Genomic DNA, 23,702 nt, shown 5'->3' with positions numbered 1-23,702 from the left:
AGTTTAGTGGATTAATCCAACGATCATTCGAATACGTTTTACGCCAGTTTCCACGTCCTAATTGTTATTAGTTTTGAATAAAGCAACTTAATAAGGACAAAAAAAGGAGCTCAACGAGCTCCTTTTTAGTTATCACACAAAGTGCTTTCTATAGATGTTCTAGAATACCTAGACAGCTCTGTTTCGCATCACCAAACAGCATCTGCGTGTTCTCTTTGAAGAACAATGGGTTTTGTACACCTGCGTAACCCGTATTCATCGAACGTTTGAATACGATAACGTTCTGAGCATTCCAAACTTCAAGTACTGGCATTCCAGCAATTGGACTGTTTGGATCTTCAAGCGCAGCTGGGTTAACGGTATCATTTGCACCAATAACCAATACAGTATCTGTCTCACTTAAGTCATCGTTGATTTCGTCCATTTCAAGAACGATATCGTAAGGCACTTTCGCTTCAGCAAGGAGTACGTTCATGTGACCCGGTAACCTACCAGCAACTGGGTGGATACCAAATCGAACATTGATGCCCTGCGCTCGTAGCTTCTCAGTGATTTCATGCACTGGGTATTGAGCTTGAGCTACAGCCATGCCGTATCCTGGGGTAATGATGACAGACTTTGAGTTTTTCAACATGTCAGCTACATCTTCAGCTGATGTTTCGCGGTGCTCACCCTGCTCTTCATCGCCATCAGACACAACCACTTCTTGGCCGAATCCACCAGCAATAACGCTAATAAACGAACGGTTCATCGCCTTACACATGATGTAAGACAGAATCGCACCTGACGAACCAACCAATGCACCTGTTACGATAAGCAGATCGTTTGCAAGCATGAAGCCTGCCGCCGCCGCTGCCCAACCAGAGTACGAGTTAAGCATAGAGACAACCACTGGCATATCTGCGCCGCCAATCGATGCCACTAGGTGGTAACCGAATGCGAATGCGATAAGTGTCATCACCATAAGCGCGAACATGCTGCCGTCCGCTTTAACGAACATAATCATTAGCAATGTAGAAGCAACGATAGCCGCTAGGTTCCACTTGTGCTTATGAGGGATGTTCAATGCAGACGAAGAGATAACGCCGCGAAGCTTACCAAACGCAACAATAGAACCTGTAAACGTCACCGCACCGATAAACACGCCAAGGAACACTTCCACTAGGTGGATAACGTGCTCTGCATGAATATCTGCAGGGTTGATAGAAACAGCAGCAGGTGGATCAATATAGCTGTTGTAACCCACAAGTACCGCCGCCATACCTACGAAGCTATGCAGAATTGCCACCAGCTCAGGCATCTCAGTCATTTCTACTTTTCTTGCGTAGTGGATACCAATACCACCACCGATCACCATAGCAATGATGATCCATACAATACCAGCAGAATGAGGGCCAAAGATCGTTGCGATCAACGCGATTGCCATACCTGTGATACCGTAATAGTTACCTGCACGTGCAGATTCCTGTTTCGATAACCCAGCCAAGCTCATTATAAAGAATACAGCAGCAACAATATAAGCTGCTTGTACTAATCCTTCAGACATCTGTTACTCCTTAGTCTTTACGGAACATTTCAAGCATACGTTTGGTCACAGTAAAGCCACCAAAGATATTGATACTTGCAATTAATACGGCAATAAATGATAAGAACGTGACGACGCCACTTCCTTGTCCTACCTGTAACAGTGCACCGACTACAATGATACCTGAAATCGCGTTAGTCACGGACATCAAAGGCGTATGCAGAGAATGGCTTACATTCCAAACTACGTAATAACCCACCACACAAGCGAGAACAAAAACGGTAAAGTGAGATAAGAACGCAGCAGGAGCAACCGACGCTATCCAAGCGAAAGCACCAACCGCAATTGCAATGCCGGCGACTTTCTTGACTGGAGACACAGGTTGTTGAACCTTCGGTGGAGCTTTAGCTTCTTCAGGTTTAACTTGTTGTGGTTGAGCTGACACTTGAATTGGTGGTGCAGGCCAAGTAACTTCGCCCTCTTTAACCACAGTTACGCCACGCAACACGACATCTTCAAAGTCAATATTGATGTTGCCATCTTTCTCTTTACATAGCAGCTTCAGTAGGTTGACTAGGTTAGTCGCGTATAGCTGAGATGACTGAGTCGGCAGTCGACCAACCATATCGGTGTAACCAACAACTTTTACGCCATTAGCGGTTGTGATCACTTGATCTGCAACCGTGTATTCACAGTTACCGCCATTCGCAGCTGCAAGGTCAACGATAACGCTACCTGCACTCATGCTGTCTACCATCTCTTTAGTAATCAGCTTAGGTGCCGGACGACCTGGAATCAGTGCCGTTGTAATGATGATGTCAACGTCTTTCGCTTGAGCCGCATAAAGCTCTTCCGCTTTCTTGTTGAATGCTTCAGACATCTCTTTTGCGTAGCCATCACCCGCGCTGGTATCTTCCTTGAAATCGACTTCCAAGAATTCAGCGCCCATAGACTCGACTTGCTCTTTTACTTCAGGACGAACATCGAACGAACGAACGATCGCACCCAAACTACCCGCAGCGCCAATTGCCGCTAGGCCAGCAACACCCGCACCAGCAACCAGTACTTTTGCTGGTGGAACTTTACCTGCCGCGGTAATTTGACCCGTGAAGAATCGACCAAATTCATGCGCCGCTTCAACAACCGCACGATAGCCCGCGATGTTAGCCATAGAACTCAATGCATCTAGCGCTTGAGCTCTTGAAATACGAGGTACAGAATCCATCGCCATCACATTGATGTTACGACTGGACAATTGTTCCATTAATTCAGGATTTTGAGCAGGCCAAATAAAGCTGACCAATGTTGCGCCATCTTTAAGTAGATCGATTTCATTTTTAGACTCGTCAACGATCGGAGCGTTAACTTTAAAGATAATATCGGATTTCCAAGCTTCATCTGCGGTAACAACTTTTGCTCCAGCTTGTTCATAAGCTGCATCTTCAAAACTTGCTAACGCACCTGCTTGTGATTCAACACAAACTTCAAATCCTAATTTTAGAAGCTGTTCTACCGATTTCGGCGAAGCAGCGACTCGCGTTTCACCTGCGAGTGTTTCTCTTGGTACACCAATTTGCATAGCTATTCCTTGACTATTGGCACAATGACTTATTCGTTTGTATCTAACGACAACTAATACTTCAAGCGTTTTGTTCAAAGAACAGGAAAAGTTATTACTTATAACGATTTGGATGGATTTTGAGCGCTTCATTTGAAGAAATGACGAGCCTCTCGAACAAAGAGGTCAAACCACTTGCAAATAATCCTTTAAATAACAACCTTCTAGCTGTTCTTTATCCCTAAAACTAAAAAGAGCCTTCAGCATATACACTGAAAGCTCTCTAAATTATGACCAACATCAATTCTAACCCTAATTGGTTAGCTAAATATATTGTCGCCCATTTGGTCGATAAACATCTGCGATTTTTTAAGCATCAATTCATCGGCATCTTGTTTGTTTGAAACAACATCTGAACGAATGAAACGGTGAGTTTTGATTTCACCATCGAATTCTTTCTCGATTCGCCCAGCAACACGGTATTGACCAGATTCTGCAATGGCATCTTGATAGATATTGAAGCCTTTATATTCGATTGGTTCAATCTCTACTTTTTGTTCGGTTTTTTCTTTGCCACCAAATAATCTAGAAAAAAATCCCACGTTTTATACTCCTTAAATGACCGTATTAACCCTAAACTATCATGAGTGTTTGCGGTTCAACAATGGCTTTTCATACCATTGCAATTCTACATCTTCATCAAAATTGTGTTGACTAAATATAACGGGCACATTGTCGTCACGTTCGCGTCTTCTATCGTCAATAATCATGCTTTCCGCATTCTTGACCGCAATCTCACTATTTCGTTTATAGAGCACCAGTTTGTCTTCTGGTAATGCCGAAAGAAAATCGATATCGAAACGAATATAAATAGGTTTAAGCTGCCCTAAAGCCAAGCACGCAAGATCAGCCAGCTGTTCGTTGGTATAATTAGACACATATTCCTCGGTAGCCAAAACGTGACCAACCAGAGTTTCCATATAGTTATGTACATCAACACTAATTTGCATACCACACCTCCATTTGTAGCGGTTTTTCCTAATAGCAGTCGTTTCTAAGCTTATTCAAGCAGTACTGACTAGCGGCTACAGAGAGCTAATAGAATTCAATTGAACAGCTTTCCATAACTAGGTTCTTTCCATAGTTGAACTTTCTACAACGCCGATAAGATTTCCCAATACAACATAGCGAACTTACCCTAACTTCGTTACAAATTTTTCGTTGTTCGATTGTGAGTCATCATGTCGACTTTAAGCCTCAAGCAAGAACCACCAAGATTTTGTTAAGTATCTATAACGACTAATTTATTTCTCATATATACTATGTAGTTCGTTCTATGGTTAATAGCAACTCAAAAACATATAAAAATGGTTGCACCATTAGCGACCTATGACTATGTTTTTGCTCTGATTTAGGCAAAAAACTTGGTATTCGCTTGTTTAACCGTATCCTACGTATAAAATTAAATTATAAGATCATCAGTATAGTTAGGCTCACCAAATAAATGGCATCTTCTTTTGTAACGTCGAGCATGTTTCGATTTTGCTTCCCCCTATTTTTATTGGCAATTATACTCGCTGGTATGAACAACGTCATTCTTGTGACGGATTCAAACTTAGGGTTTGCTAGCAACCTTCCATATATCCTATTGAGCGTTGCCGTTTTACTATGCCATACATTCAGACAAGGGCGTATGGCCATGGTGTCATCAACCATGCTAGTAGCATACCTGATCATCCAAGTTCGCTTACAAACGCCTCTTAATACCGGAACGACTTTGTTAGAACTATCGCTTCTTGCGGCATTAGTTCCTGTAACCTGTTTATTGGTGTATGCATTCCCTGACAACGGCGTAAACTCAAAATCCATGCTCCTCTACGCCATCGTTCTGGTTCTTTTCATGGTTTGGGCACAATTGATCGTTTCTCACTTCCATGCTGGTGGGTTTGAATCATGGAGTGAAGGCCTTCTTTTTGTTGTCAGAGATTTCTCAAAACTGCCTTTGGTTCTAGTGTTATATAGCCTTTGCTTACTTGGCCTTACAGCCATTCTTGTGTTGGTGTATAACCGCTCTATTGATGTTGTCGTTTATAGCGCAATCCTGCTTTCTTCTTGTACGTTCATCTTCTTTGACGTGCAATATATCTCTAGCACAATGTTCTCGTTATCAGGCACTTTGATCATCGTTTATGTGATGTCTGCCAGCCACGATATGGCCTTTAATGACCAATTGACTAACATCCCTGGCCGACATGCCTTAGAAGTGGATATGAAGCATCTAGGACGTAAGTATTCAATGGCCATGGTCGATATCGATCATTTCAAAAAATTTAACGATACTTACGGCCATGACATTGGCGACGACGTATTGAAGCTAGTAGCACGTATATTGAGAGAGACCACGGGTGGAGCTAAAGCTTATCGCTATGGTGGTGAAGAGTTCACGATCATTTTTAAAGGCAAATACTCGGAACAAGTTAAAGAACACCTTCAAACTTTGATTTCCGAGATTCAGAGCTACGACATGACGATTCGTAATAGCCACGAGCGTCCTGATGATCATGAGGTGGGTATGAAAAAGCGTGGTAAGAACGGCAAACCATCGGAAGTAGTAAATGTGACAGTAAGCATTGGGTTGTCTGATAGCACGACTACCAAACACCCTGAAGAAGTATTAAAGCTTGCCGACAAAGCGCTTTACAAAGCGAAAGAAACTGGTCGAAACAAGCTATGTGTTGATAGCTAAACGTAAGTGTTGATAACTAGACTAAAGGGAGCTTAATCTTGGTTAAAGAAGATAACTAAGCTCCCCCCTTTTAAACTACTTCCGTAGTTGATCGTAAATCCAATTCCCACATTATCGACCCATTCATTAAATAGATTTGGATTAAGCAACCAACCTACACTACCCTCATAGTAAGAAGTGGTACCCATAGAAGCCACGGTGTCACCGCCAATATCAATTCTTCTAATACTTGAGTACATTGATGTGATATTTTTATCCCAACGTACTAGATCATAAAAAATCTTGGCCTCATTAGCGATATACCAACCTTCAGGGTTTCCGATATCACCGTTATTGGCTTCTCCCCAACCTACACCATTAAAGTAGTGCCAACTGGTACTAAGCTTGTATTTGCCCCAATCATTCTTGTCTTCGAAAGTCAGCTTGATCTTAGGCTCAATGATGTATGCCCATGCATCAGTATTATAATAGAGCCCGTCCAATTGATCTTGAATAGGTTCAAGCAGTGAAGAACGATATTCAAAGTCATTACGGTAATATGAGATATGGTTACCAATTGCCGAACTGAAGCTCCAGTGTTCATCTAACTGGGATATATTCGCAAATTCCACGTATCCGGAAACCACCGACTCTTTTTGAAAGTCACTTTTGATTGTTGATGTATATTCTACATCATTCTCAATCCGCAATGCTGATAAGCGTAGTGTTACCTCTTGATGGTTGTCTTCAATGTAACTTGGTAGTTCAAATGTATAAGGGAGACTGAGGGAGGTGATGTTTTGTCGGCGACTCACTGAATCATTCGAACCAATATCTTCATTATCCAAGCTCAACACTTTATTTGGATCGAAATTATTGATACCAAAGGTAAAAACATCAGTATCATTAAGTAATACACTGGTAGCAAAGCGCTGCTCTAATTCCTTACGGAAGAGATCAGACAGAGTGCTGGCATATACGGTGGTTGACACTGTTGTTAAAAATAGAGGAGCCGCGGTTAAAAATAGAGGAACCGCAAGCGCCCAATAGGTGTTAGTCACAGAAAATGACTTTGAATGTGGCATTTCTTTTATCACTTAAAGCATTTCCTAGCTCAAATGCTAGTAAAGTATAAATTCAAATATCTAAAAGAGCTCATCAACTAACGTGCTAGCTCTAAAATGTTGCGTTGTATAAAGGTATTTCTGCCAGTTTGTTTCGCTTGATAAAGCGCTTGGTCAACCTTTTCGTAAATAGAGGCGATAGATTCACCACCTTCTGGTACAAATGACAATACACCTTGTGACGCTGTCACTCTATCGGACACCGTTGAATAATCGTGGACGTAATTCATTTCATGTAACGCTTCTTTTATACGTATCGCCTGTTGCATAGCAGCATCACTATCCGTATCACTTAAAATAAGAACAAACTCTTCACCGCCATAGCGACCGACAAACTCTCCCGCTCGAACAAAAAGCAGCCTCAAGGTATTAGCAAGCTCTTGCAAGCACTTATCCCCTTGAATATGGCCGTAATTATCGTTGTAAGGCTTAAAGAAGTCTACATCTAGTAATATGACTGTCATGGATATATTACGTCTTCCATGCCACGCTATGCTCTCTTCAAGCTTAGTGTCCATATATCGACGGTTATACAATTTAGTCAGGCCATCTTCATTGGCTTGTTGCTGCAGGAGGATATTCAGCTCTTCGAGCTTGGCGGTACTCTGTTTTAACTCTCGCCTCATATGCGCGATACGCTGCATCGCAATCAACTTGGAATTCAAAACAACTTTGTTCACAGGCTTTATCAGATAATCATCCCCACCAGCATCAATCGCTTTCGCAATCATTTCAGGTTCTTCATGACCACTCAAAAAGATGATAGGAACCCATTCTGGGAATTGCCTACGAACCTCGTTAGCAACCTCAAAACCATCCATTTCTGGCATGCTGATATCAAGCAACACAAGTTCAGGATCAAAATCAGAATAAACATTCAGGGCTTCTTTTCCGCTACCGACAGCTTCTACAATATGACCCAGCTGCTTGAGTCGAATAGCAAGTTGCATCCTGTCTAGTTGAACGTCATCAACCAGCAATATGCGCATCGAAGATCCCTTTTCTATCATCACATCACCTTTATCTAGTGTTGAATATTCAAAGTAGCTCAAATTTGAGCTTAAATCATGCCCTAATCTCTATATTATATTGACTTTTTTACAGATCTTTTTAGCATTGTTTCTTTTTAAAGAGAAATACTATGTCAGACGCTACAAACAACGAAGTACAAGAAATCGATTTAACCACTATCTCACCAGAGCTTCGCCAAGTTATCGAATTTGATGAAGTGCCTAAAGAGATGCACAACATGGTTACTTCTATTCATGAGGTGTCTGAAGAAGCAGTGCGTGAAACTTGGAGCAGTCTTCCAGCAAGCGCACAAAATGTTTTGGACAATTTTGAGCAGTTCCACGCTCTAATCTCTGTTAGCCAAGCTTTTGCTGGCGTAAACATGATGGAAGAGTTCCCTACTCTTAAACTTCCAGAAGGCATGTCTGATGAAGAAAAAGAAGAGTACCGAGCTCAACTGCTTGACCAAATTTTACATAACTGTGTAAAAGACATGGCTAAGCAAATCAAGAAAGCGCGTCGCGATGCTATCTTGAAGCGTGATTTCAAAGAAGTTTTCATCCGCTAAGCTATTCATCACTCCTAAATTTAGGTTGAATGCTTAACACAAACTTAATGATTAAGCCGTATGTTACTTCAAACATGCGGCTTTTTTGTGCCTGCTACTTTTCTGTTCGTTACTTGAGAGCTTCGCTCACAATATCTTTGTATTTTTGCCACTGAAGCTCTTGTCAGTGCTAGGCAATTAATATGCCTTAGCACTCATACAGTGTGGCGCAAAACTGGCAGTGATACCGTATAAAAATGACGCATGTATCCATTCATGGAATCAAGATCGAGTTTTACAAACTATAGGATAAAAATAAGAACGAAAAACACCGCGTGAACTTAATACCTTGCAACGAGAACTTGATACCTTGCCGTATGGACTTAGTGTGTTACAGCGATATCTCTTTGAGCGACACTTACACCTTTTATTTGCACATAAACACGTTGTCCAATTTCTAGGTTCAACTCATCAAGCGCCCACAATGTAATAGTTGCCCATAGATAGCATCCAGGCTCCAACTCTAACTCTACAGCCACACTCTGCTTATTCGTGCCTTGTTGATGCGTCTCTACGCTTTTAATTGACACTGGAAGGATATTACGGATTGAAGTGCCTTTTGGCTCCTGTAGCGTTATTGAGACATCATTTGCCCTGACCTGAAGCCTTACGGCAGCACCAATCTCACTCGACACTTTCTGAACCCACAAAGACGTAGACTTTCCGAGCGTTAAACGAGACAAAGCGTAATCGTCGTTGTGCTCTGCCAGTTTCGCTTCAAACAGTGAGCTTTGCTCTGAGAAAGACTGCCAAGGCTGCATCGCACGTGACGCCCATACCTCTTCCGTCACGCCCGATGAAATAACTTTACCTTGGTCAATAATCACAAGGTGATTTGCCAAGCGTAAAATTTCATTGAGGCTATGAGTGACATAGATGATCGGTATTTGCACGCTTTCGGATAAGTTTTCCAGAAATGGCATTACTTCGCGCTTACGGGGCAAGTCGAGAGATGCCAATGGCTCATCCATCAACAAAATGCTTGGCTTTGATAACAAGGCACGGCCAATCGCCACTCGTTGCTTTTCACCGCCAGACAAACGTGCTGGGTAACGATCAAGCAATGAACCCAAAGACAATAGCGAGACAATTTGTTCAAAATGCGCTTTATCAACACCTTTCATACCGTACTTAAGATTAGCCGCTACCTTCATGTGTGGGAACAAGCGTGACTCTTGAAATACATAGCCCACATTGCGTTTGTGAGTCGGCAGGTTAATGCCATTTTGACTATCAAACAGAGTGGTTCCAGATACGCTGATCAAACCTTTATCGGGCTGTTTAAGGCCACTAATCGCATTGATAAGTGAGGTTTTACCTGCACCAGAACGGCCAAAAATTGCAGTAATTCCGCTGCTAGGCAGTTCTAAATCGATATCAAAAAATGTTTCACCAAGCTGTTGCTGATACTGGAGGATCAAAGCACTCATGCATTACCTCCTAGTCGCTGTGCAGACTTTTTGTTAAGCCATTCAGATAGCATCAATGAACTAAGGGCAATCACAATAGAAATGATACACAAACGCGCCGCTTCCATTTCTGCACCAGGGGTTTCAATAAAGGTATACATGGCCAATGGAATGGTTTGAGTTTCACCGGGAATATTTGAAACGAAACTAATGGTCGCACCAAACTCACCTAGGCTTCTTGCGAATGAAAGCATGGTGCCGGTAATGATCCCAGGGATCATCAAGGGCAACGTGATCGTAAAAAACACACGAAGAGGTGAAGCCCCCAGTGTGGCAGCGGCCTCTTCAAGCTTACTGTCTACGGTTTCTAGGCTCAATCTGATAGAACGAACCATCAACGGCAACGCCACAACCACGCAAGCGAGTGCCGCGCCCTTCCAGCTAAAGCTGAATACAATACCAAACACGTCATTGAGCCACGAGCCAATAATGCCTTGCCTACCCATCATCACTAACAGTAAATAGCCGATGACCACTGGTGGCAATACCAAAGGTAAATGGACAATGCTCTCTACAATACTTTTGCCTACAAATTGCTTCTTAGCAAGCAGCCAGGCTAAGCCAATGCCGATAGGAATAAGCCATAAGATGGCAAACCCAGCAACTTTCAAGCTCAGCATTAAGGCTTGATATTCGTATTCCGATAAATACATCATTTAACGCACTTCAAATCCAAAACTGTTCAAGGTGTCCTTCGCTTTTTCGCTATTAAGGAAAGTATAGAACTCTTCTGCAACGACTGTATCGCTCAATCTCGCTACAGGGTAACGTATTGGCGTATGTAAATCTGATGGGAACGTCGATACTAGGCTCACCTCTTTAGACAGCAGCGCATCTGTTTTGTAAACAATGCCAAGCTTAGCTTCACTGCGCTCTACTAAAGCTAAGGCCATACGAACATTGTTACTTGGTGCTAATCTAGTCTTTACATCGTCCCATACACCTAGCGTTTCTAACGCCTCTTTAGCGTAGATACCCGCAGGAACAGAAGTGGTATTGCCCACGGCAAGCCTTTCATTAGTAAGCAGTTTAGCCCATTGATCACCTTTTGACAGGTTCAGTGATATCGACATCTCTTTTGGGGCTATCAACACAAGTTCGTTTTCACATAGGTTTGTGACATTGTCACTAGAAACTAATTTACTATCGACTAGGTACGTCATCCATTTCTCATTTGCCGAGATAAAGATGTCGGCTGGTGCTCCTCTTTCGATTTGTCGTACCAAAGAAGATGTGCTCGCATACACAGGAATCACATCGACAGAATGGTCTTTCTCAAACTCTTCAACCAACAAGTTGACTGCATTGGTCATTGAAGATGCAGCATAAACTCGTAGTTTTTCGGCAGCCAAAAGATGACTAGAACTCAATACCGAAGTTAAGGCCATGGTTAAAAGGAAGACTCGCTTTTTCATTGTTATCACTTATCTATGTTCGTTTAGGTTCTTTAGCTAACTTCTAAATGGCGGCCAAAGCTGTTAATTCAGGCCAAAGCAGGTCAAGGTTTAAGTACTCTTCGATGGCATCCGCGATTCGATTAATACCCAGCTCTTTAAGCTGTTCGTGGTCAATCGCTGTCACATCGTTGGCGCCTGCCCAATCGCAAATAAGCGACAACGCATCACTGTTGTCGAATACGCCATGCAGGTAAGTGCCAAAAATCGAGTTATCTTGATTCACAGCGCCATCAAGGCTGCCAGATTCTAACTGAACCGGTAATGCTGTTTCTTTGACATCAGTCTTGCCTACGTGAATTTCATATCCTTTTACTTGTGCTGTTTTGCCATCCAGCGTCATAGTGCCGCGTACGTTTGTTAAGGTTTTCTGCTGTGTAAGAGTCGTTTCTGTATCCAAATACCCTAAGCCGTTACTGCTGCCGGACGCACCCTCAACACCATCAGGATCGTGGATGATGTTACCCAACATTTGGTAGCCGCCGCAGATACCCATCACTTTGCCGCCTAAACGCAAGTGGCGTTGAATATCTTTATCCCAGCCTTGTTGCTTTAGGTAATCCAAATCTGCCCTAACCGATTTTGTACCTGGCAAGATAATCAAGTCTGCATTATTTAAGCGTTCACCCTTACCAACATAACGTAAATCAATTGAAGGGTTCAGTCTTAACGCGTCAAAGTCTGTATGGTTGCTGATTCGAGTCAGTACAGGCACCACAACCTTTAGCTTAGCTTCTCCCTCAGATTCTTGAGCAGAGGTAATCGCATCTTCGGCTTCTAAGTTAAAACCATGCAGGTACGGCAGCACGCCAATCACAGGCTTACCGGTTTTCTCCTCTAACCAATCAAGGCCAGATTGTAGAAGTGCTATATCGCCTCTAAAACGATTTATCACAAAGCCTTTTACGCGAGCTTGTTCAGATTCAGACAACAGAGCCAATGTCCCGTACAGGTGCGCAAAAACGCCACCACGGTCAATATCAGCAACGATGATCACTGGAATGTCCGCTTTCTCAGCAAACCCCATGTTAGCAATATCATTTTCGCGGAGGTTGATTTCAGCTGGGCTGCCCGCACCTTCAATCATTACGCTTTCATATTCTTCAGAAAGTCGGTCAAACGAATCGATAACCGTATCCATCGCAACTTTTTTGTAATCATGATAACCCGTCGCTTCCATGTTACTCAGCGCTCGGCCTTGCAGAATCACTTGTGCGCCGGTATCTGAATTAGGCTTTAGCAATACCGGGTTCATGTGAACGGTTGGCTCAATATTACAAGCTTGCGCCTGAACCGCTTGAGCGCGACCAATTTCGCCACCATCTTTTGTCACAGCACTGTTTAACGCCATGTTTTGTGGCTTAAAAGGTGCCACTTTGATTCCTTTCCTTGCCAAAACACGGCATAAACCTGCCACCAAAACACTTTTCCCGGCATCTGACGTTGTCCCTTGAACCATAAGGGCACTTAATGGTGCTCGCATTTGTACTTAAATCCTTAATTTCTTAATTTTCAATTTCTAGCTGTAGGCAACATTTCTCTGCCTCCATCTTAACGTCATTGCCGAGTAGATGCTCAATAAAATGAATGGAAAATGAATATGTTACTCACGCTAGATTCAACCCCAATGTTGTTTAATAGCTACATCGAAACGAAGCTTGTGAACGATAACAGGCGCATTAACGCATAAAACGTACTAACGAAAAGAAACGTTTCAAATTAAGACTAACGTTTCTACTAAAAACAACATTAAGGGATTCACCATGAAAAAAACTGTATTAGCTATCGCATCTACTATTATCCTTGCTCCTACTTTCGCAATGGCTAGTGACCACCACAGCAACAAGCACGAAAGCTCTATTGCTTACACAGGACCGATTGAAACCGTTTCTGTTGCAACACTACTTGCAGACACAAGCATGTTCGCAGAGCAAGAAGCGATAGTGGATGGCAAGATTGTTCGTCAACTAAAGAATGATACGTTTGTCTTCTCTGATGGACAGAGTGAAATTCAGATCGAACTGGATGATGATATCCGTCTTGCGCAACCTCTAACCGCAGATACAAAGGTTCGTATCTTCGGCGAATATGAAGGCGGAAAGACACCTGAAATCGAAGTAGATCATATCCAAGTTCTATAAGCGATAATAATAAAACATACTGACTTCAAATAATTGGCCTGCATATTGCAGGCTTTTTTGTATTATACTGCCGAAAAATACAATTTATATGGAGTCACCATGCTAGGTTGCACGAATAAGACTGTCCTTTTAGGACTCGCTGCACTGTGTTCATTCTCTGCGTCTGCAAACAACTTTAACTACAATACATTCGAGCTGCGCATGGGTACTAGCCCAAGTACTTTCGGTGGTGAAGTCACAACAATGTTCACTCAGAACTCACACTTTGTTGCTCGTATCGATTCAGAGTTTGAAAGTGATTGGGATGCCGCAGTAGGTATGGGATTCAACGGCCCAATCAGTCAATTTGCTGACGTTACTGGCCAAATGCTGTTACACAACATTGAACGTAATGATGACAACCACATTAAAACAGAAATCAATATTGGCTTAAGAGCTTGGTTAATGGCAAACGTTGAAGTTAACGCACGCCTTGGACAACTGATAGACAATGATGACACTCGTTCTATTGTCGGTATTGGTGCTCGCTTCCACTCAACCGATCAACTGTCTGTTGGCCTTGATATGCGAAACAACGGCACTTACGGTCACCAAATCCTAATGTCGGCTAGATTCGGCTTCTAAAAGCTTCCCAAGCGATTTCAGCGTTGTAAGTGACTAATTCTCACACTATTTACTTACAATGACGATCTTCAAGGCTAATACGTTCTGATACTTATTAGCCTTAAAAACCCTTCACGCTATGCCTTTTATTCTGCAGCCCTGCTTAGTAAATAATTCTGCTTCCTTTTTGACCAGCTTCTAACCTCACATTCTGTTTTAAAACCCTTTCATTTGACTAACTGATTAATAAAAGCCAATTGATAAAACAACTTTACGGTAGTACGCCGTACTGATACTCTCTCCTCCAAATTTTAATAGAGTGAAGTACCGTAAATGGGTGTTAGCAGCATTTCAATCAAGAACAAATTAACATTGATGTTTGTTGTCATTATTTTCGCGATGACAATGATTCAAACGTATATAACAGGGAAGCAACTTCTTAACGAAACATACCGCTCTATTCAGCAGTATTCGACAACCTTAACGAATGCCAATGTTGCGGGTATTGAAAAGTGGATTGAAGGACGCATCAACGTGGTAAATGCCGCCAAAGATGCCTTCAAGTACACTGACGACCCAAGCAGTTACTTCACACAAAGCACCAATGCAGGTCGATTTCAAATTGCGTATGCGGGTCTTTCTAACGGCCAGTTCTTGCAAGGTGTCGATTTACCCGTACCTGAAGGTTATGACCCTCGTACCCGTGATTGGTACAAAGACCCTATGGCAACAGGGAAAACTGTGGTCACTGAACCTTATATTGATGTGGCAACCAACGACCTTGTTGTGACTATTGCGAGCCCTTTTCGTACCAACGGTTACTCTGGCGTAATTGGCGCTGATCTTAATCTCAATACATTGATCAATGACGTAGTCAGTATCGAGCAACCCGGAGTTTATGCATTCCTAGTCGACGGTAATGGTAATATTGTCGCCCATAGAGATCGCAGCCTAGCATTGAAATCCATTTCTAACATTTCCAAAAACCTTTCAGCTCAGAAAATTAAATCGCTTGCCCACGAGCCTGAATTTGAAGATCTAACAATTGACGGCGCTGAATCCCTACTTTCGGCTCAGAAAGTCCCACATACCGATTGGTACTTTACTGTCGTGATCGATAAGACCAAATCTTTTGCCTCTTACCGCTCATTGTTACGTCAATCGGTGATTTTTGGCCTCATACAGCTTGCTGTTATCGCATTTTTGGCAATGTTCATCATTAAGAAAGCCCTAGCGCCTCTAACAACGCTAAGCTCGGCAATGGAAGCATTGTCTAAAGGTGATGGCGACTTAACACAGCGTATTACAGTAAATAGCAAAGATGAAATCGGCACCCTAGCGCACCACGTCAACGCCTTCATCGCCAAGCTTCAAGAGATCGTATGTGATATCGCAGACTCCTCTAGCCAGTTGAACCAACAGTCTGAAGTCAGTACCAATGTTGCTCGCCAAACCAGTGAAGGCCTATCGGTTCAACTTCATGAAATTTCTCAGATTGCGACCGCTGTGCATGAGATGTCAGCTACAGCAGAAGAAGTGGCAAACAACGCGCAAATGACCGCTGACTCGGCGATTAGCTCGACAGAGAACTGTGAACAAGGTAAACAGGTTATCATTCGTAACCAAGATTCGATCACCAACCTTGCACAACAAGTTGAAAATGCGTCTGGCATCATCCAAGAACTCGAGAAGAACGCATTGGATATCAATACGATTCTATCGACTATTTCTGATATTGCTGAACAAACTAACCTACTCGCTCTTAATGCGGCGATTGAAGCGGCACGTGCCGGTGAACAAGGTCGTGGCTTCGCGGTTGTAGCCGATGAGGTGCGTGTTCTTTCGCAGCGCACCCATAGCTCTACTGACGAGATTCGTGAAATGATCGAGACTCTACAGAAAAACAGCGTAAGCGCAGTTGAGTCAATGCAGCGTAGCCAAGACTTGGCGCAATCAAGTGTCGATGACGCAAACAACGCGACGACTGCATTAGAAGAGATTGCCACATCTATCCAGCAAATATCTGATATGGCTTCACACATCTCTAATGCGGCTTCCGAGCAAAGAACCGTAACTGGTGAGGTAAGTAAGAATATTCAGTTGGTTAATGATGTGTCAGACAACATGTCGACAGAAGCGGATAACTCTCGTCAACTTTCTGAAGAGCTGCGCGGTATCGCTCAACAATTGAATACCCAAGTTCAGCTGTTCAAGTACTAACAAGATTATTGGCCATGAGCCAACAAAAAGCCCCCGACCACAACTGTGTTCGGGGGCTTTTTAGTGATGAACCATTAAGTCAGTTCACCTACCTCAATCCGTCTCGTTTAGTGACGATTACAGGTTAACCATCAACATCTTTTTCTGGTGATCTAGGTACTCTTCGTAAGTACCTTGGAAGCTCACTAACTGCTGGTCTTTCACATCAATAATGTGTGTTGCCAGTGAAGATACAAACTCACGGTCATGGCTTACGAAGATAAGCGTGCCAGTGTAAACCTTCAATGCATCATTCAAGGCTTGGATTGCTTCCATATCCATGTGGTTGGTTGGTTCGTCCATTACAAGCACGTTGATGTCTTGCATCATTAGCTTGCCGAATAACAGACGGTTCTTTTCACCACCAGAACAGTTACGCGCTTTCTTGTTCGCATCATCAGCAGTAAACAATAAACGGCCTAGAATGCCACGTACCATCAGGTCATCGTGCTTGGCAGTGCGCCATTGTGAAATCCAATCGAAGATGCTCAGATCGTTATCAAAGTCAGCCGTGCTGTCTTGCGGACAGTAACCTACCGATGCGTTTTCTGACCATTTAACGATACCTTCATTTTGCTCTAGCTCTTGAACTAGGCAACGTAACAGCGTGGTTTTACCCACACCGTTCTCACCGATAACCGCAAGGCGTGTACCCGCTTCAAGCAACAAGTTGCCACCAGCAAATAGTGTTTCGCCATCAAAGCCGTGGCCAAGTTCTTGAAGCTCAAGCGCTTGGCGGTGCAGTTTCTTACCTTCGCCAAAATCAATAGACGGGCTCATACGGCTCGATGATTTCACTTCATCAAGCGTGATTTTATCCATTTTCTTAGCACGTGAACTTGCTTGCTTTGCTTTAGATGCGTTAGCACCAAAACGGTTTACGAAATCTTGAAGTTCACTGATTTCAGCCGCTTTTTTAGCGTTGCTTGCTAGAAGTTGCTCACGAATCAAACCAGACGCTTCTAGGAAGTACTCGTAGTTACCAGGATAAACACGAAGCTCACCATAGTCGATATCTGCCATGTGTGTACACACAGAGTTCAGGAAGTGTCTATCGTGCGAAATGATGATCATTGTACATTTACGCTGGTTTAACTCTTCCGCTAGCCAGTTAATCGTGTGAATGTCCAAGTTGTTGGTTGGTTCATCAAGAAGCAGGATGTCCGGGTTTGCAAACAATGCTTGTGCCAATAGCACACGAAGTTTCCAACCAGGAGCAACTTGCTGCATCAGGCCGAAATGGAACTCTTCTTCAATACCCGCTTGGATTAGGATATCGCCAGCACGGCTTTCTGCAGTGTAGCCATCCATTTCCGCGAATTCGCTTTCAAGTTCTGCGACTTTCATGCCGTCGTCTTCGCTCATTTCTGGCAAAGAGTAAATGCGGTCACGTTCTTGTTTTACTTCCCACAGTTTTCTGTCGCCCATGATCACAACGTCGATAACGCTGTACTGTTCGAAAGCGAACTGATCTTGGCTTAGCACACCCAGTTTTTCTCCTGGAGTGATAGAAACGTTGCCTGAGCTTGGCGTTAATGCACCACTTAGGATTTTCATGAACGTTGATTTTCCGCAACCATTGGCGCCGATCAAACCATAACGGTTGCCGTTACCAAATTTAGCAGAGATGTTTTCAAACAGCGGCTCTGCGCCAAATTGCATTGTGATGTTCGCGGTAGATATCAAAGAACTAATTCCTAAGCGTGTACTGACAGATAATTATTAGGCTATTTCAAGAACCTAAATAAGAAGTACGAAAGTATGGATTAAACAAAAATCGAAGCGCGGATTATATAGAGATCTCGATCACGTTGTCGAGGCTAAACAGTAAACGAATAGTAAACATAGACCATTTAGATGCTTTTCATACGTTATTGCGGTGTAAATACAAAAATCCCCACCAGCAAAACCGACAGGGATTTCATTTATCAACACTAAAAGTCTTTAAGCTAATTGCTCTTAAGCTATTTGCTCTTGGAACTAATCGCTCTTAAAGCCCGTCACCTTTGAAACTATGGCTCTTCAAGACGAAAAGCTATGATAACGAGCAGAGATGTTATTTAGTAATTTTCTTTTGAACGTACTTTTGGCTTACATCTACTACCGCAACATCTCTAAAGAAGCTTCTTCCCAAAAGAAGTGGGAAAGAAAGGTGCGTTCGGTCTGCAAGCGTAAACTCAGTCTTGTCTTTCAGATCACCGATTTGAATTGAAGCGACAACTACCGCACGTCGTTGTGTACCTTCCGCGCTCGACTGCTTGATCTTAACCCAACGCTCTACCGGTAAGCTGATCTCTTCCGTTGTAATGCCGTCATGTTCGATTTTGAACTTAACCCAGTCTTTTCCGTCACGTTCAAAATCAACAATATCAACCGCACTGATTGAAGATGTTGTTGCACCTGTATCTACACGTGCTTTAAACGCTTCTTTCAAACCAGGAACAAATACCCACTCTTCTTCACCAAGAATCAGTTTGCCATCGCTTGTTTTAGTCGGCTTTGGAGCTGGCTTTTCTTCAGGCTTTGGTTTCGCTTCTGGCTCAGTCGGTTTTACTTCTTCAGGCTTTTCCGTAGGTTCCGTTACTTTCTCGCCTTCAGTTGCGTCTGTCTTTGAAGAGTCATCCACAACAGGTTGTTCTACTTGAGGCTTTTGTTCTGGCTCGACAGGAACTTGAGTAGTCGTCGAACAAGCAAACAGGCCACCACTTAGCATTAAAACTACAATCGCTTTCCAATTATACATTCAGTCACCTTCTATTTTGAAACGTTGGCTATCGCTTTAGCTACATAAGGAATATGAGATTCGGAAAGGCCTGCGATATTGATACGTCCGTCACCAACACCATAGACTCCATATTCTTCACGTAATTGATTCATTTGAGTTTCTTTAAAGCCTAGTACACTAAACATGCCTTTATGGCTTTCAATGAAATCAAATTGTGACGTGTTATAAGTATTTCGCAATTCATCACATAAACTTTGGCGCAGATTTAACAAACGTTGCTGCATTTCACTCAATTCTTGCTTCCAAATCGAGGTTAGCTCTTGATTCTGAAGAATTGTTTTAACCAAAGCAGCACCATGATCTGGCGGCATTGTGTAAGTTGAACGAGCAAGAGTAAGAAGCTTACCTTTAGCATTGCCAACGTGTTCGCTGTTCTTGCCAATCACGATAGCGGCACCCGTTCTTTCACGGTATAAACCGAAGTTCTTCGAGCAAGATGTTGTAATCAACATCTCTTCAACGTTGTTAGCCATGTGTTGAAGACCTTTTGCATCTTCTTCTAAGCCATCACCAAAGCCTTGGTAGGCAATATCAACGAACGGCAAGAAACCATTCTTCTGAGATAATTTAGTGATTTCCTGCCACGCTTCATAGTCGATATCAGCACCCGTTGGGTTATGACAGCAACCGTGCAGTAGTACCACGTCTGATGGACCCGCTTTTGAAAGGTCATCCAACATTCTTGCAGTATCAACTTGCTTCGTTTCAGGACTGAAGTAATTGTAGTAGCGAATTTTTAAGCCTGCCGCTTCCATCACCGGTTTGTGGTTAACGTAGCTTGGGTTTGAGATCCAAACCGTGGTGTCTGGTTGAGAAACTTTCATTAAGTCACCCAACATACGAAGTGCGCCACTTGCACCCGGTGTTTGAATCGCAGCAACGCGATCCATTGCAGAAGTCCCTTTAAGCAGCAAATCAACCATGCTCTGGTTAAACTCTTCACAGCCCGCTAGGCCAACGTAAGCTTTAGTTTTCTGAGTTTCAACAACGATATCTTGCGCCATAGATACGGCTTTCATGATAGGAGTTTCGCCTTGGTCGTTTTTGTAAACGCCAATGCCTAAGTCGACTTTATCAGTACGAGTATCGCCGCGGTAAGCAACAGAAAGAGATAGAATTGGATCTAAAGTTGGTTTTGGTAGATGTGAAAACATGAAAGTCACAACCCTTTGAAATTCAAGTAATGAGTTTCACGTTAACATTATCGTAGACAAATCAGAAACATTTTTTAATAGAAGCGCTTAGTTAGAATAAGTAATCAGAGATTGGTCATTTTACGTCACTAAACAGCGCAAATTTCGAACACCTACTGATGAGTTATGAAATTATGATGACTGGTTTAGTCAGTTCCCTATTAAGTTTCCAACTGAGAACCATGTTTGAATTGCCTAGGTGTCATTCCTGACCAAGCTTTAAAGCGAGTGCTAAAATTGGCTGCATTAGGATAACCGACTATCTCGCCGATGTGTTGAATTGACCAATCACTCGATTTTAATAAGCGAGCTGCGTATTCCATTCTCATACGCATGATATGAGTCATTGGGCTATGCAAGTAATAGCGCTGGCACAAACGATGAAAATGCGGCTCAGAGCACGGAAACAAGCTCGCCAGCTCATGAACATTCCACTCTTTGTGGAGCTGTTTTTGGACTTTGTCGAACACTCGTCTTAAACGGATCAAATTGCGTGATTGCTGCTGAGGCACTGGCGCATTAATCATGAACTCTATTTGAGCCACACTGTGACTGGCGATCGCTCCCCCCAAATCGATGGGCAGAGCAATACTTCTCAACAAAGTATGAATGCAAGACGACACCACCTCTGCTGCTGGCGAAAGCGTGTAGCTAACTTCATCACTCACGACTTTATCCCATTGCTTATCTGGCGAAAGAAAGATCCATGCTATTTGCCATGTTTCTTCTTCAATCCCAAAGCCATTCTCGATGCCTGCAGGTACAGTAATACACGATCCCGGTTCTAGAATATAGCGACATGCCCCACTCTCTAACCAACCTTTTCCTCTAACCGTATATAACAGCATGTGCTTCTGTTGGTTTTTCCGATGTACCGAAAAGAAGTCACGACACGATGCTGTCCCACACTGGACGATACCTAACTCTTCGAATGCCAAGACATGACTTTGATCCACAAACTCTTGATGCGTCCTATCAGAGATCTCATACCTTTCTTGTTTATCACTCATATCACTGCTAGCTCGTTCATGTTGCCAAATCACCAAAGTGGATAGTTTGACAAAAGTTTGTGATGAACCTGAACAATACAGCTAAAACAAATGCCGATAAACTTCTTGCATATTTACTACCGGGGAAATGCGATGCTCTCGACATATCGTCATTTAGACAAAGATTTCTGGCAAAAGCTTTTACACATAGGTTTGCCCGTATCGTTGCAAACTATGTTGTTTTCGTTATTGGGTGTGGTCGATATTTTTATGGTTAACCAACTAGGTGACTCTGCAACCGCAGCAGTTGGTGTTGGCAATCGTATATTCTTCTTCAATTTGATCATGGTGTCCGGGGTTAGCGGCGCCGTCAGCGTGCTAGCTTCGCAATATTTTGGTGCAGGTGATTTTAACGGAATTAGACGCACACTAGCGCAATCATGGGCATTGTCGATCCTTGCCATAACCCCCTTTGTGTTCATTTATACATTGGTTCCTGAATCAGTCGTGTCTGTGGTGGCCTCAGACCCTGATTACGTCCTCTTGGCAACGGATTACCTTTGGATAACAGGAGCCAGCCTTATTGGTACGGCAATCGTTGTGCCGCTAGAAAGTGCACTGCGCTCAGTCGGTGAAGCCAAGCTACCAACCAAAATCAGTATTTGGGCGATCATCGTCAATGCGATTCTCAATGCACTGTTGATCTTTGGATTGTTTGGTTTTCCAGAACTCGGCGTGGTTGGTGCAGCAATTGGCACCACGGTTTCAAGATGCTTTCAAACGATTGCCCTGCTAGTTATGGCGAAGCGACACTACGCCCACCTATTTCCAACACTGACCAATTGGCGCGATGCAATATTACCCAAGCATAGAAAGAAGTATTTCAAGGTAGCGATTCCGATGCTGGTTCATGATACGGCTTGGGCGGGTGGAATACTGATTTATAACGTTATTGTTGGTCAGATGGGTGTTGGCGAGCTTGCGATCATCTCACTGTTATCGCCAGTAGAAAGCATTTTGATCTCGGCGTTCATGGGGTTTGCGGTCGCGGCTTCGATCATTTTAGGCAACGAGATCGGCGCGAAGAACTATCAACGTGTCGAGAACACCGCTTGGGGGTATGTATTGGTCAGCTGTGGGCTTGCGGCTCTGTTAGCCTTGCTGTGCTGGTTTGCTAAACCCGCGATCGTATACATGATTGGTCTTACTCACTTAGAGCTCAAAGAGACGGCTGTTAACGTTACATTAGTCATGGCACTCGGCATGATACTAAGAGTCTTCAATATGGTTGGCATTGGTGGTGTGCTGAAAAGCGGTGGAGACATCAACTATAGCATCTTCATCGACCTGTTTGGCCAATGGGCAATCGGTATTCCCCTTGCCTACTTTACTGCGCTGGTGTTGGGTTGGCCGCTAGAATGGGTTTTGATGATTGTATTACTGGAAGAGCTAGCCAAAATAGTTCTGACCAGCCAGAGGATTCAGTCTAAGAAGTGGATAAACAATCTAATCGACGAGCCTCAGAGCATTCCTATTTAAACAGACGATAAGCTGACACTGACGTGCAGACGATAGATTCAAAAGAACTCACACCCAAGGGCCGATTTGTAGCATTGCGCTAACGAGGAAGCCCTTTTTTCTGTTCCTTTTAGGAGAGCCCTGAATCAGAACAAGCTTATAAGTCAGTGAAGCTATAAGTCGGTAAATCGATGAATGATTTGGTTTGAACTACCACGCCAATCTAACATTGGGTCCGCTTTATCTTGTTCAAAGCGACCGTCAATCAATGTATCCACGTATTCAAGCACTTGCTTCTGCTTTTCATCGAGTTCGTCGAGTTCGTAGCCTGTCCACATCCAAATATCTTTACCTTCACATTCTGCTTTTACACGCTGAACAAGCTTAAGCACTTCAGATACGTTTGCAGGATGAAGAGGATCACCACCAGAAAGCGACAAACCACGACGCTTGATTCGCGGATCATTCAGATCAGCGATAATGTGATCTTGCAGTTCTTGAGTAAACAAATGCCCAGAGTCCAACCTTTGCGTCGATTGGTTATAACACCCGCGACACTGGTGTACACAGCCCGACACAAACAAAGTGCAGCGTGTTCCTGGGCCATTTACAACGTCGATTGGGTGATATTGGTGATAATTCATAAGGCAGTATTGAGAACTCGTGATGGCTCAGTGGTTTAACTCGAAAAATAGCGAGAAGTGAAACAAATGAATTGGTATCGACATAGCGCCGATACCA

21 protein-coding genes are annotated in these 23,702 nt (G+C 43.2%); 6 read left to right on the top strand and 15 right to left on the bottom strand.

Going from position 1 to position 23,702, the window contains the following annotated elements; translation table 11 throughout:
- Positions 1-148 precede the first annotated feature (148 nt).
- The 4 genes from pntB to ATB74_RS05055 form a co-directional block, all read right to left on the bottom strand.
- A complete protein-coding gene (gene pntB / locus ATB74_RS05070) occupies positions 149-1,546 on the bottom strand; it encodes a Re/Si-specific NAD(P)(+) transhydrogenase subunit beta (RefSeq protein WP_060981310.1) in 1,398 nt (465 codons plus the stop codon).
- Positions 1,547-1,556: 10 nt separating this feature from the next.
- The gene (gene pntA, locus ATB74_RS05065) at positions 1,557-3,104 is read right to left on the bottom strand and encodes a Re/Si-specific NAD(P)(+) transhydrogenase subunit alpha (RefSeq protein ID WP_061016960.1); all 1,548 of its coding nucleotides are present in this window, start codon (positions 3,102-3,104) and stop codon (positions 1,557-1,559) included.
- Positions 3,105-3,403: 299 nt separating this feature from the next.
- The gene (locus ATB74_RS05060; RefSeq protein WP_060981308.1) at positions 3,404-3,685 is read right to left on the bottom strand and encodes an HlyU family transcriptional regulator; all 282 of its coding nucleotides are present in this window, start codon (positions 3,683-3,685) and stop codon (positions 3,404-3,406) included.
- Between the two features lie 39 nt (positions 3,686-3,724).
- Positions 3,725-4,093 carry a late competence development ComFB family protein gene (locus tag ATB74_RS05055; protein WP_060981307.1) on the bottom strand — a complete coding sequence of 123 codons (369 nt, stop codon included), beginning with the start codon at positions 4,091-4,093 and terminating at the stop codon, positions 3,725-3,727.
- A 494-nt stretch (positions 4,094-4,587) separates the two neighbouring features.
- Between ATB74_RS05055 and ATB74_RS05050 the strand changes: the two genes are divergently transcribed.
- A complete protein-coding gene (locus ATB74_RS05050; RefSeq protein WP_061016958.1) occupies positions 4,588-5,829 on the top strand; it encodes a GGDEF domain-containing protein in 1,242 nt (413 codons plus the stop codon).
- A 32-nt stretch (positions 5,830-5,861) separates the two neighbouring features.
- Here ATB74_RS05050 and ATB74_RS05045 read toward each other — a convergent pair whose 3' ends face one another.
- On the bottom strand, positions 5,862-6,893 hold the full coding sequence (locus ATB74_RS05045; RefSeq protein WP_060981305.1) for a Solitary outer membrane autotransporter beta-barrel domain: 1,032 nt from the start codon (positions 6,891-6,893) through the stop codon (positions 5,862-5,864).
- Positions 6,894-6,970: 77 nt separating this feature from the next.
- Positions 6,971-7,942 carry a GGDEF domain-containing response regulator gene (locus ATB74_RS05040; protein WP_179946892.1) on the bottom strand — a complete coding sequence of 324 codons (972 nt, stop codon included), beginning with the start codon at positions 7,940-7,942 and terminating at the stop codon, positions 6,971-6,973.
- Between the two features lie 131 nt (positions 7,943-8,073).
- Between ATB74_RS05040 and ATB74_RS05035 the strand changes: the two genes are divergently transcribed.
- On the top strand, positions 8,074-8,511 hold the full coding sequence (locus ATB74_RS05035) for a DUF3069 domain-containing protein (protein WP_004731036.1): 438 nt from the start codon (positions 8,074-8,076) through the stop codon (positions 8,509-8,511).
- Between the two features lie 362 nt (positions 8,512-8,873).
- Here ATB74_RS05035 and modC read toward each other — a convergent pair whose 3' ends face one another.
- The 4 genes from modC to ATB74_RS05015 are packed head-to-tail and all read right to left on the bottom strand — an operon-like array spanning position 8,874 to position 12,956.
- Positions 8,874-9,980, bottom strand: coding sequence for a molybdenum ABC transporter ATP-binding protein ModC (modC, locus tag ATB74_RS05030; protein WP_061016954.1), 1,107 nt, complete (start codon positions 9,978-9,980; stop codon positions 8,874-8,876).
- Complete coding sequence (gene modB, locus ATB74_RS05025; RefSeq protein ID WP_060981302.1) at positions 9,977-10,675, bottom strand: molybdate ABC transporter permease subunit; 699 nt, start codon at positions 10,673-10,675, stop codon at positions 9,977-9,979. The genes modC and modB overlap by 4 nt, the downstream gene beginning before the upstream one ends.
- Entirely contained in the window at positions 10,676-11,434 is a 759-nt protein-coding gene (gene modA / locus ATB74_RS05020; RefSeq protein ID WP_061016952.1) for a molybdate ABC transporter substrate-binding protein, read from the bottom strand.
- Between the two features lie 43 nt (positions 11,435-11,477).
- A complete protein-coding gene (locus ATB74_RS05015) occupies positions 11,478-12,956 on the bottom strand; it encodes a cobyric acid synthase (protein WP_061016950.1) in 1,479 nt (492 codons plus the stop codon).
- A 280-nt stretch (positions 12,957-13,236) separates the two neighbouring features.
- Between ATB74_RS05015 and ATB74_RS05010 the strand changes: the two genes are divergently transcribed.
- The 3 genes from ATB74_RS05010 to ATB74_RS05000 all read left to right on the top strand — a co-directional run bounded on the left by ATB74_RS05010 (position 13,237) and on the right by ATB74_RS05000 (position 16,437).
- Positions 13,237-13,614, top strand: coding sequence for a YgiW/YdeI family stress tolerance OB fold protein (locus tag ATB74_RS05010; RefSeq protein WP_061016947.1), 378 nt, complete (start codon positions 13,237-13,239; stop codon positions 13,612-13,614).
- Positions 13,615-13,713: 99 nt separating this feature from the next.
- The gene (locus tag ATB74_RS05005; protein ID WP_019822713.1) at positions 13,714-14,238 is read left to right on the top strand and encodes a hypothetical protein; all 525 of its coding nucleotides are present in this window, start codon (positions 13,714-13,716) and stop codon (positions 14,236-14,238) included.
- Positions 14,239-14,550: 312 nt separating this feature from the next.
- On the top strand, positions 14,551-16,437 hold the full coding sequence (locus ATB74_RS05000; protein WP_061016945.1) for a methyl-accepting chemotaxis protein: 1,887 nt from the start codon (positions 14,551-14,553) through the stop codon (positions 16,435-16,437).
- Between the two features lie 117 nt (positions 16,438-16,554).
- Here ATB74_RS05000 and ATB74_RS04995 read toward each other — a convergent pair whose 3' ends face one another.
- The 4 genes from ATB74_RS04995 to ATB74_RS04980 form a co-directional block, all read right to left on the bottom strand.
- Positions 16,555-18,162, bottom strand: coding sequence for an ABC-F family ATPase (locus ATB74_RS04995; protein ID WP_081090059.1), 1,608 nt, complete (start codon positions 18,160-18,162; stop codon positions 16,555-16,557).
- A gap of 370 nt (positions 18,163-18,532) precedes the next feature.
- Positions 18,533-19,219 (bottom strand): RimK/LysX family protein, encoded by a 687-nt coding sequence (locus tag ATB74_RS04990; protein WP_050622371.1) that lies wholly within the window; start codon positions 19,217-19,219, stop codon positions 18,533-18,535.
- An 11-nt stretch (positions 19,220-19,230) separates the two neighbouring features.
- Positions 19,231-20,415, bottom strand: a complete 1,185-nt coding sequence (locus tag ATB74_RS04985) for an amino acid aminotransferase (protein WP_061016941.1) — start codon at positions 20,413-20,415, stop codon at positions 19,231-19,233.
- Positions 20,416-20,615: 200 nt separating this feature from the next.
- Positions 20,616-21,464 carry an AraC family transcriptional regulator gene (locus ATB74_RS04980; protein WP_061016935.1) on the bottom strand — a complete coding sequence of 283 codons (849 nt, stop codon included), beginning with the start codon at positions 21,462-21,464 and terminating at the stop codon, positions 20,616-20,618.
- A gap of 90 nt (positions 21,465-21,554) precedes the next feature.
- Here ATB74_RS04980 and ATB74_RS04975 point away from each other — a divergent pair, with 90 nt between their 5' ends.
- Positions 21,555-22,982, top strand: coding sequence for an MATE family efflux transporter (locus ATB74_RS04975; protein ID WP_061016934.1), 1,428 nt, complete (start codon positions 21,555-21,557; stop codon positions 22,980-22,982).
- Positions 22,983-23,134: 152 nt separating this feature from the next.
- On the opposite strand, the gene nrdG is transcribed toward ATB74_RS04975, so the two are convergent.
- The gene (gene nrdG, locus ATB74_RS04970) at positions 23,135-23,605 is read right to left on the bottom strand and encodes an anaerobic ribonucleoside-triphosphate reductase-activating protein (RefSeq protein WP_017058260.1); all 471 of its coding nucleotides are present in this window, start codon (positions 23,603-23,605) and stop codon (positions 23,135-23,137) included.
- Positions 23,606-23,702 lie beyond the last annotated feature (97 nt).

It is taken from the genome of Vibrio splendidus, from assembly GCF_001557875.1.
Lineage (GTDB): Bacteria > Pseudomonadota > Gammaproteobacteria > Enterobacterales > Vibrionaceae > Vibrio > Vibrio splendidus_F.
This window is presented reverse-complemented; position numbering and strand designations above follow the sequence as displayed.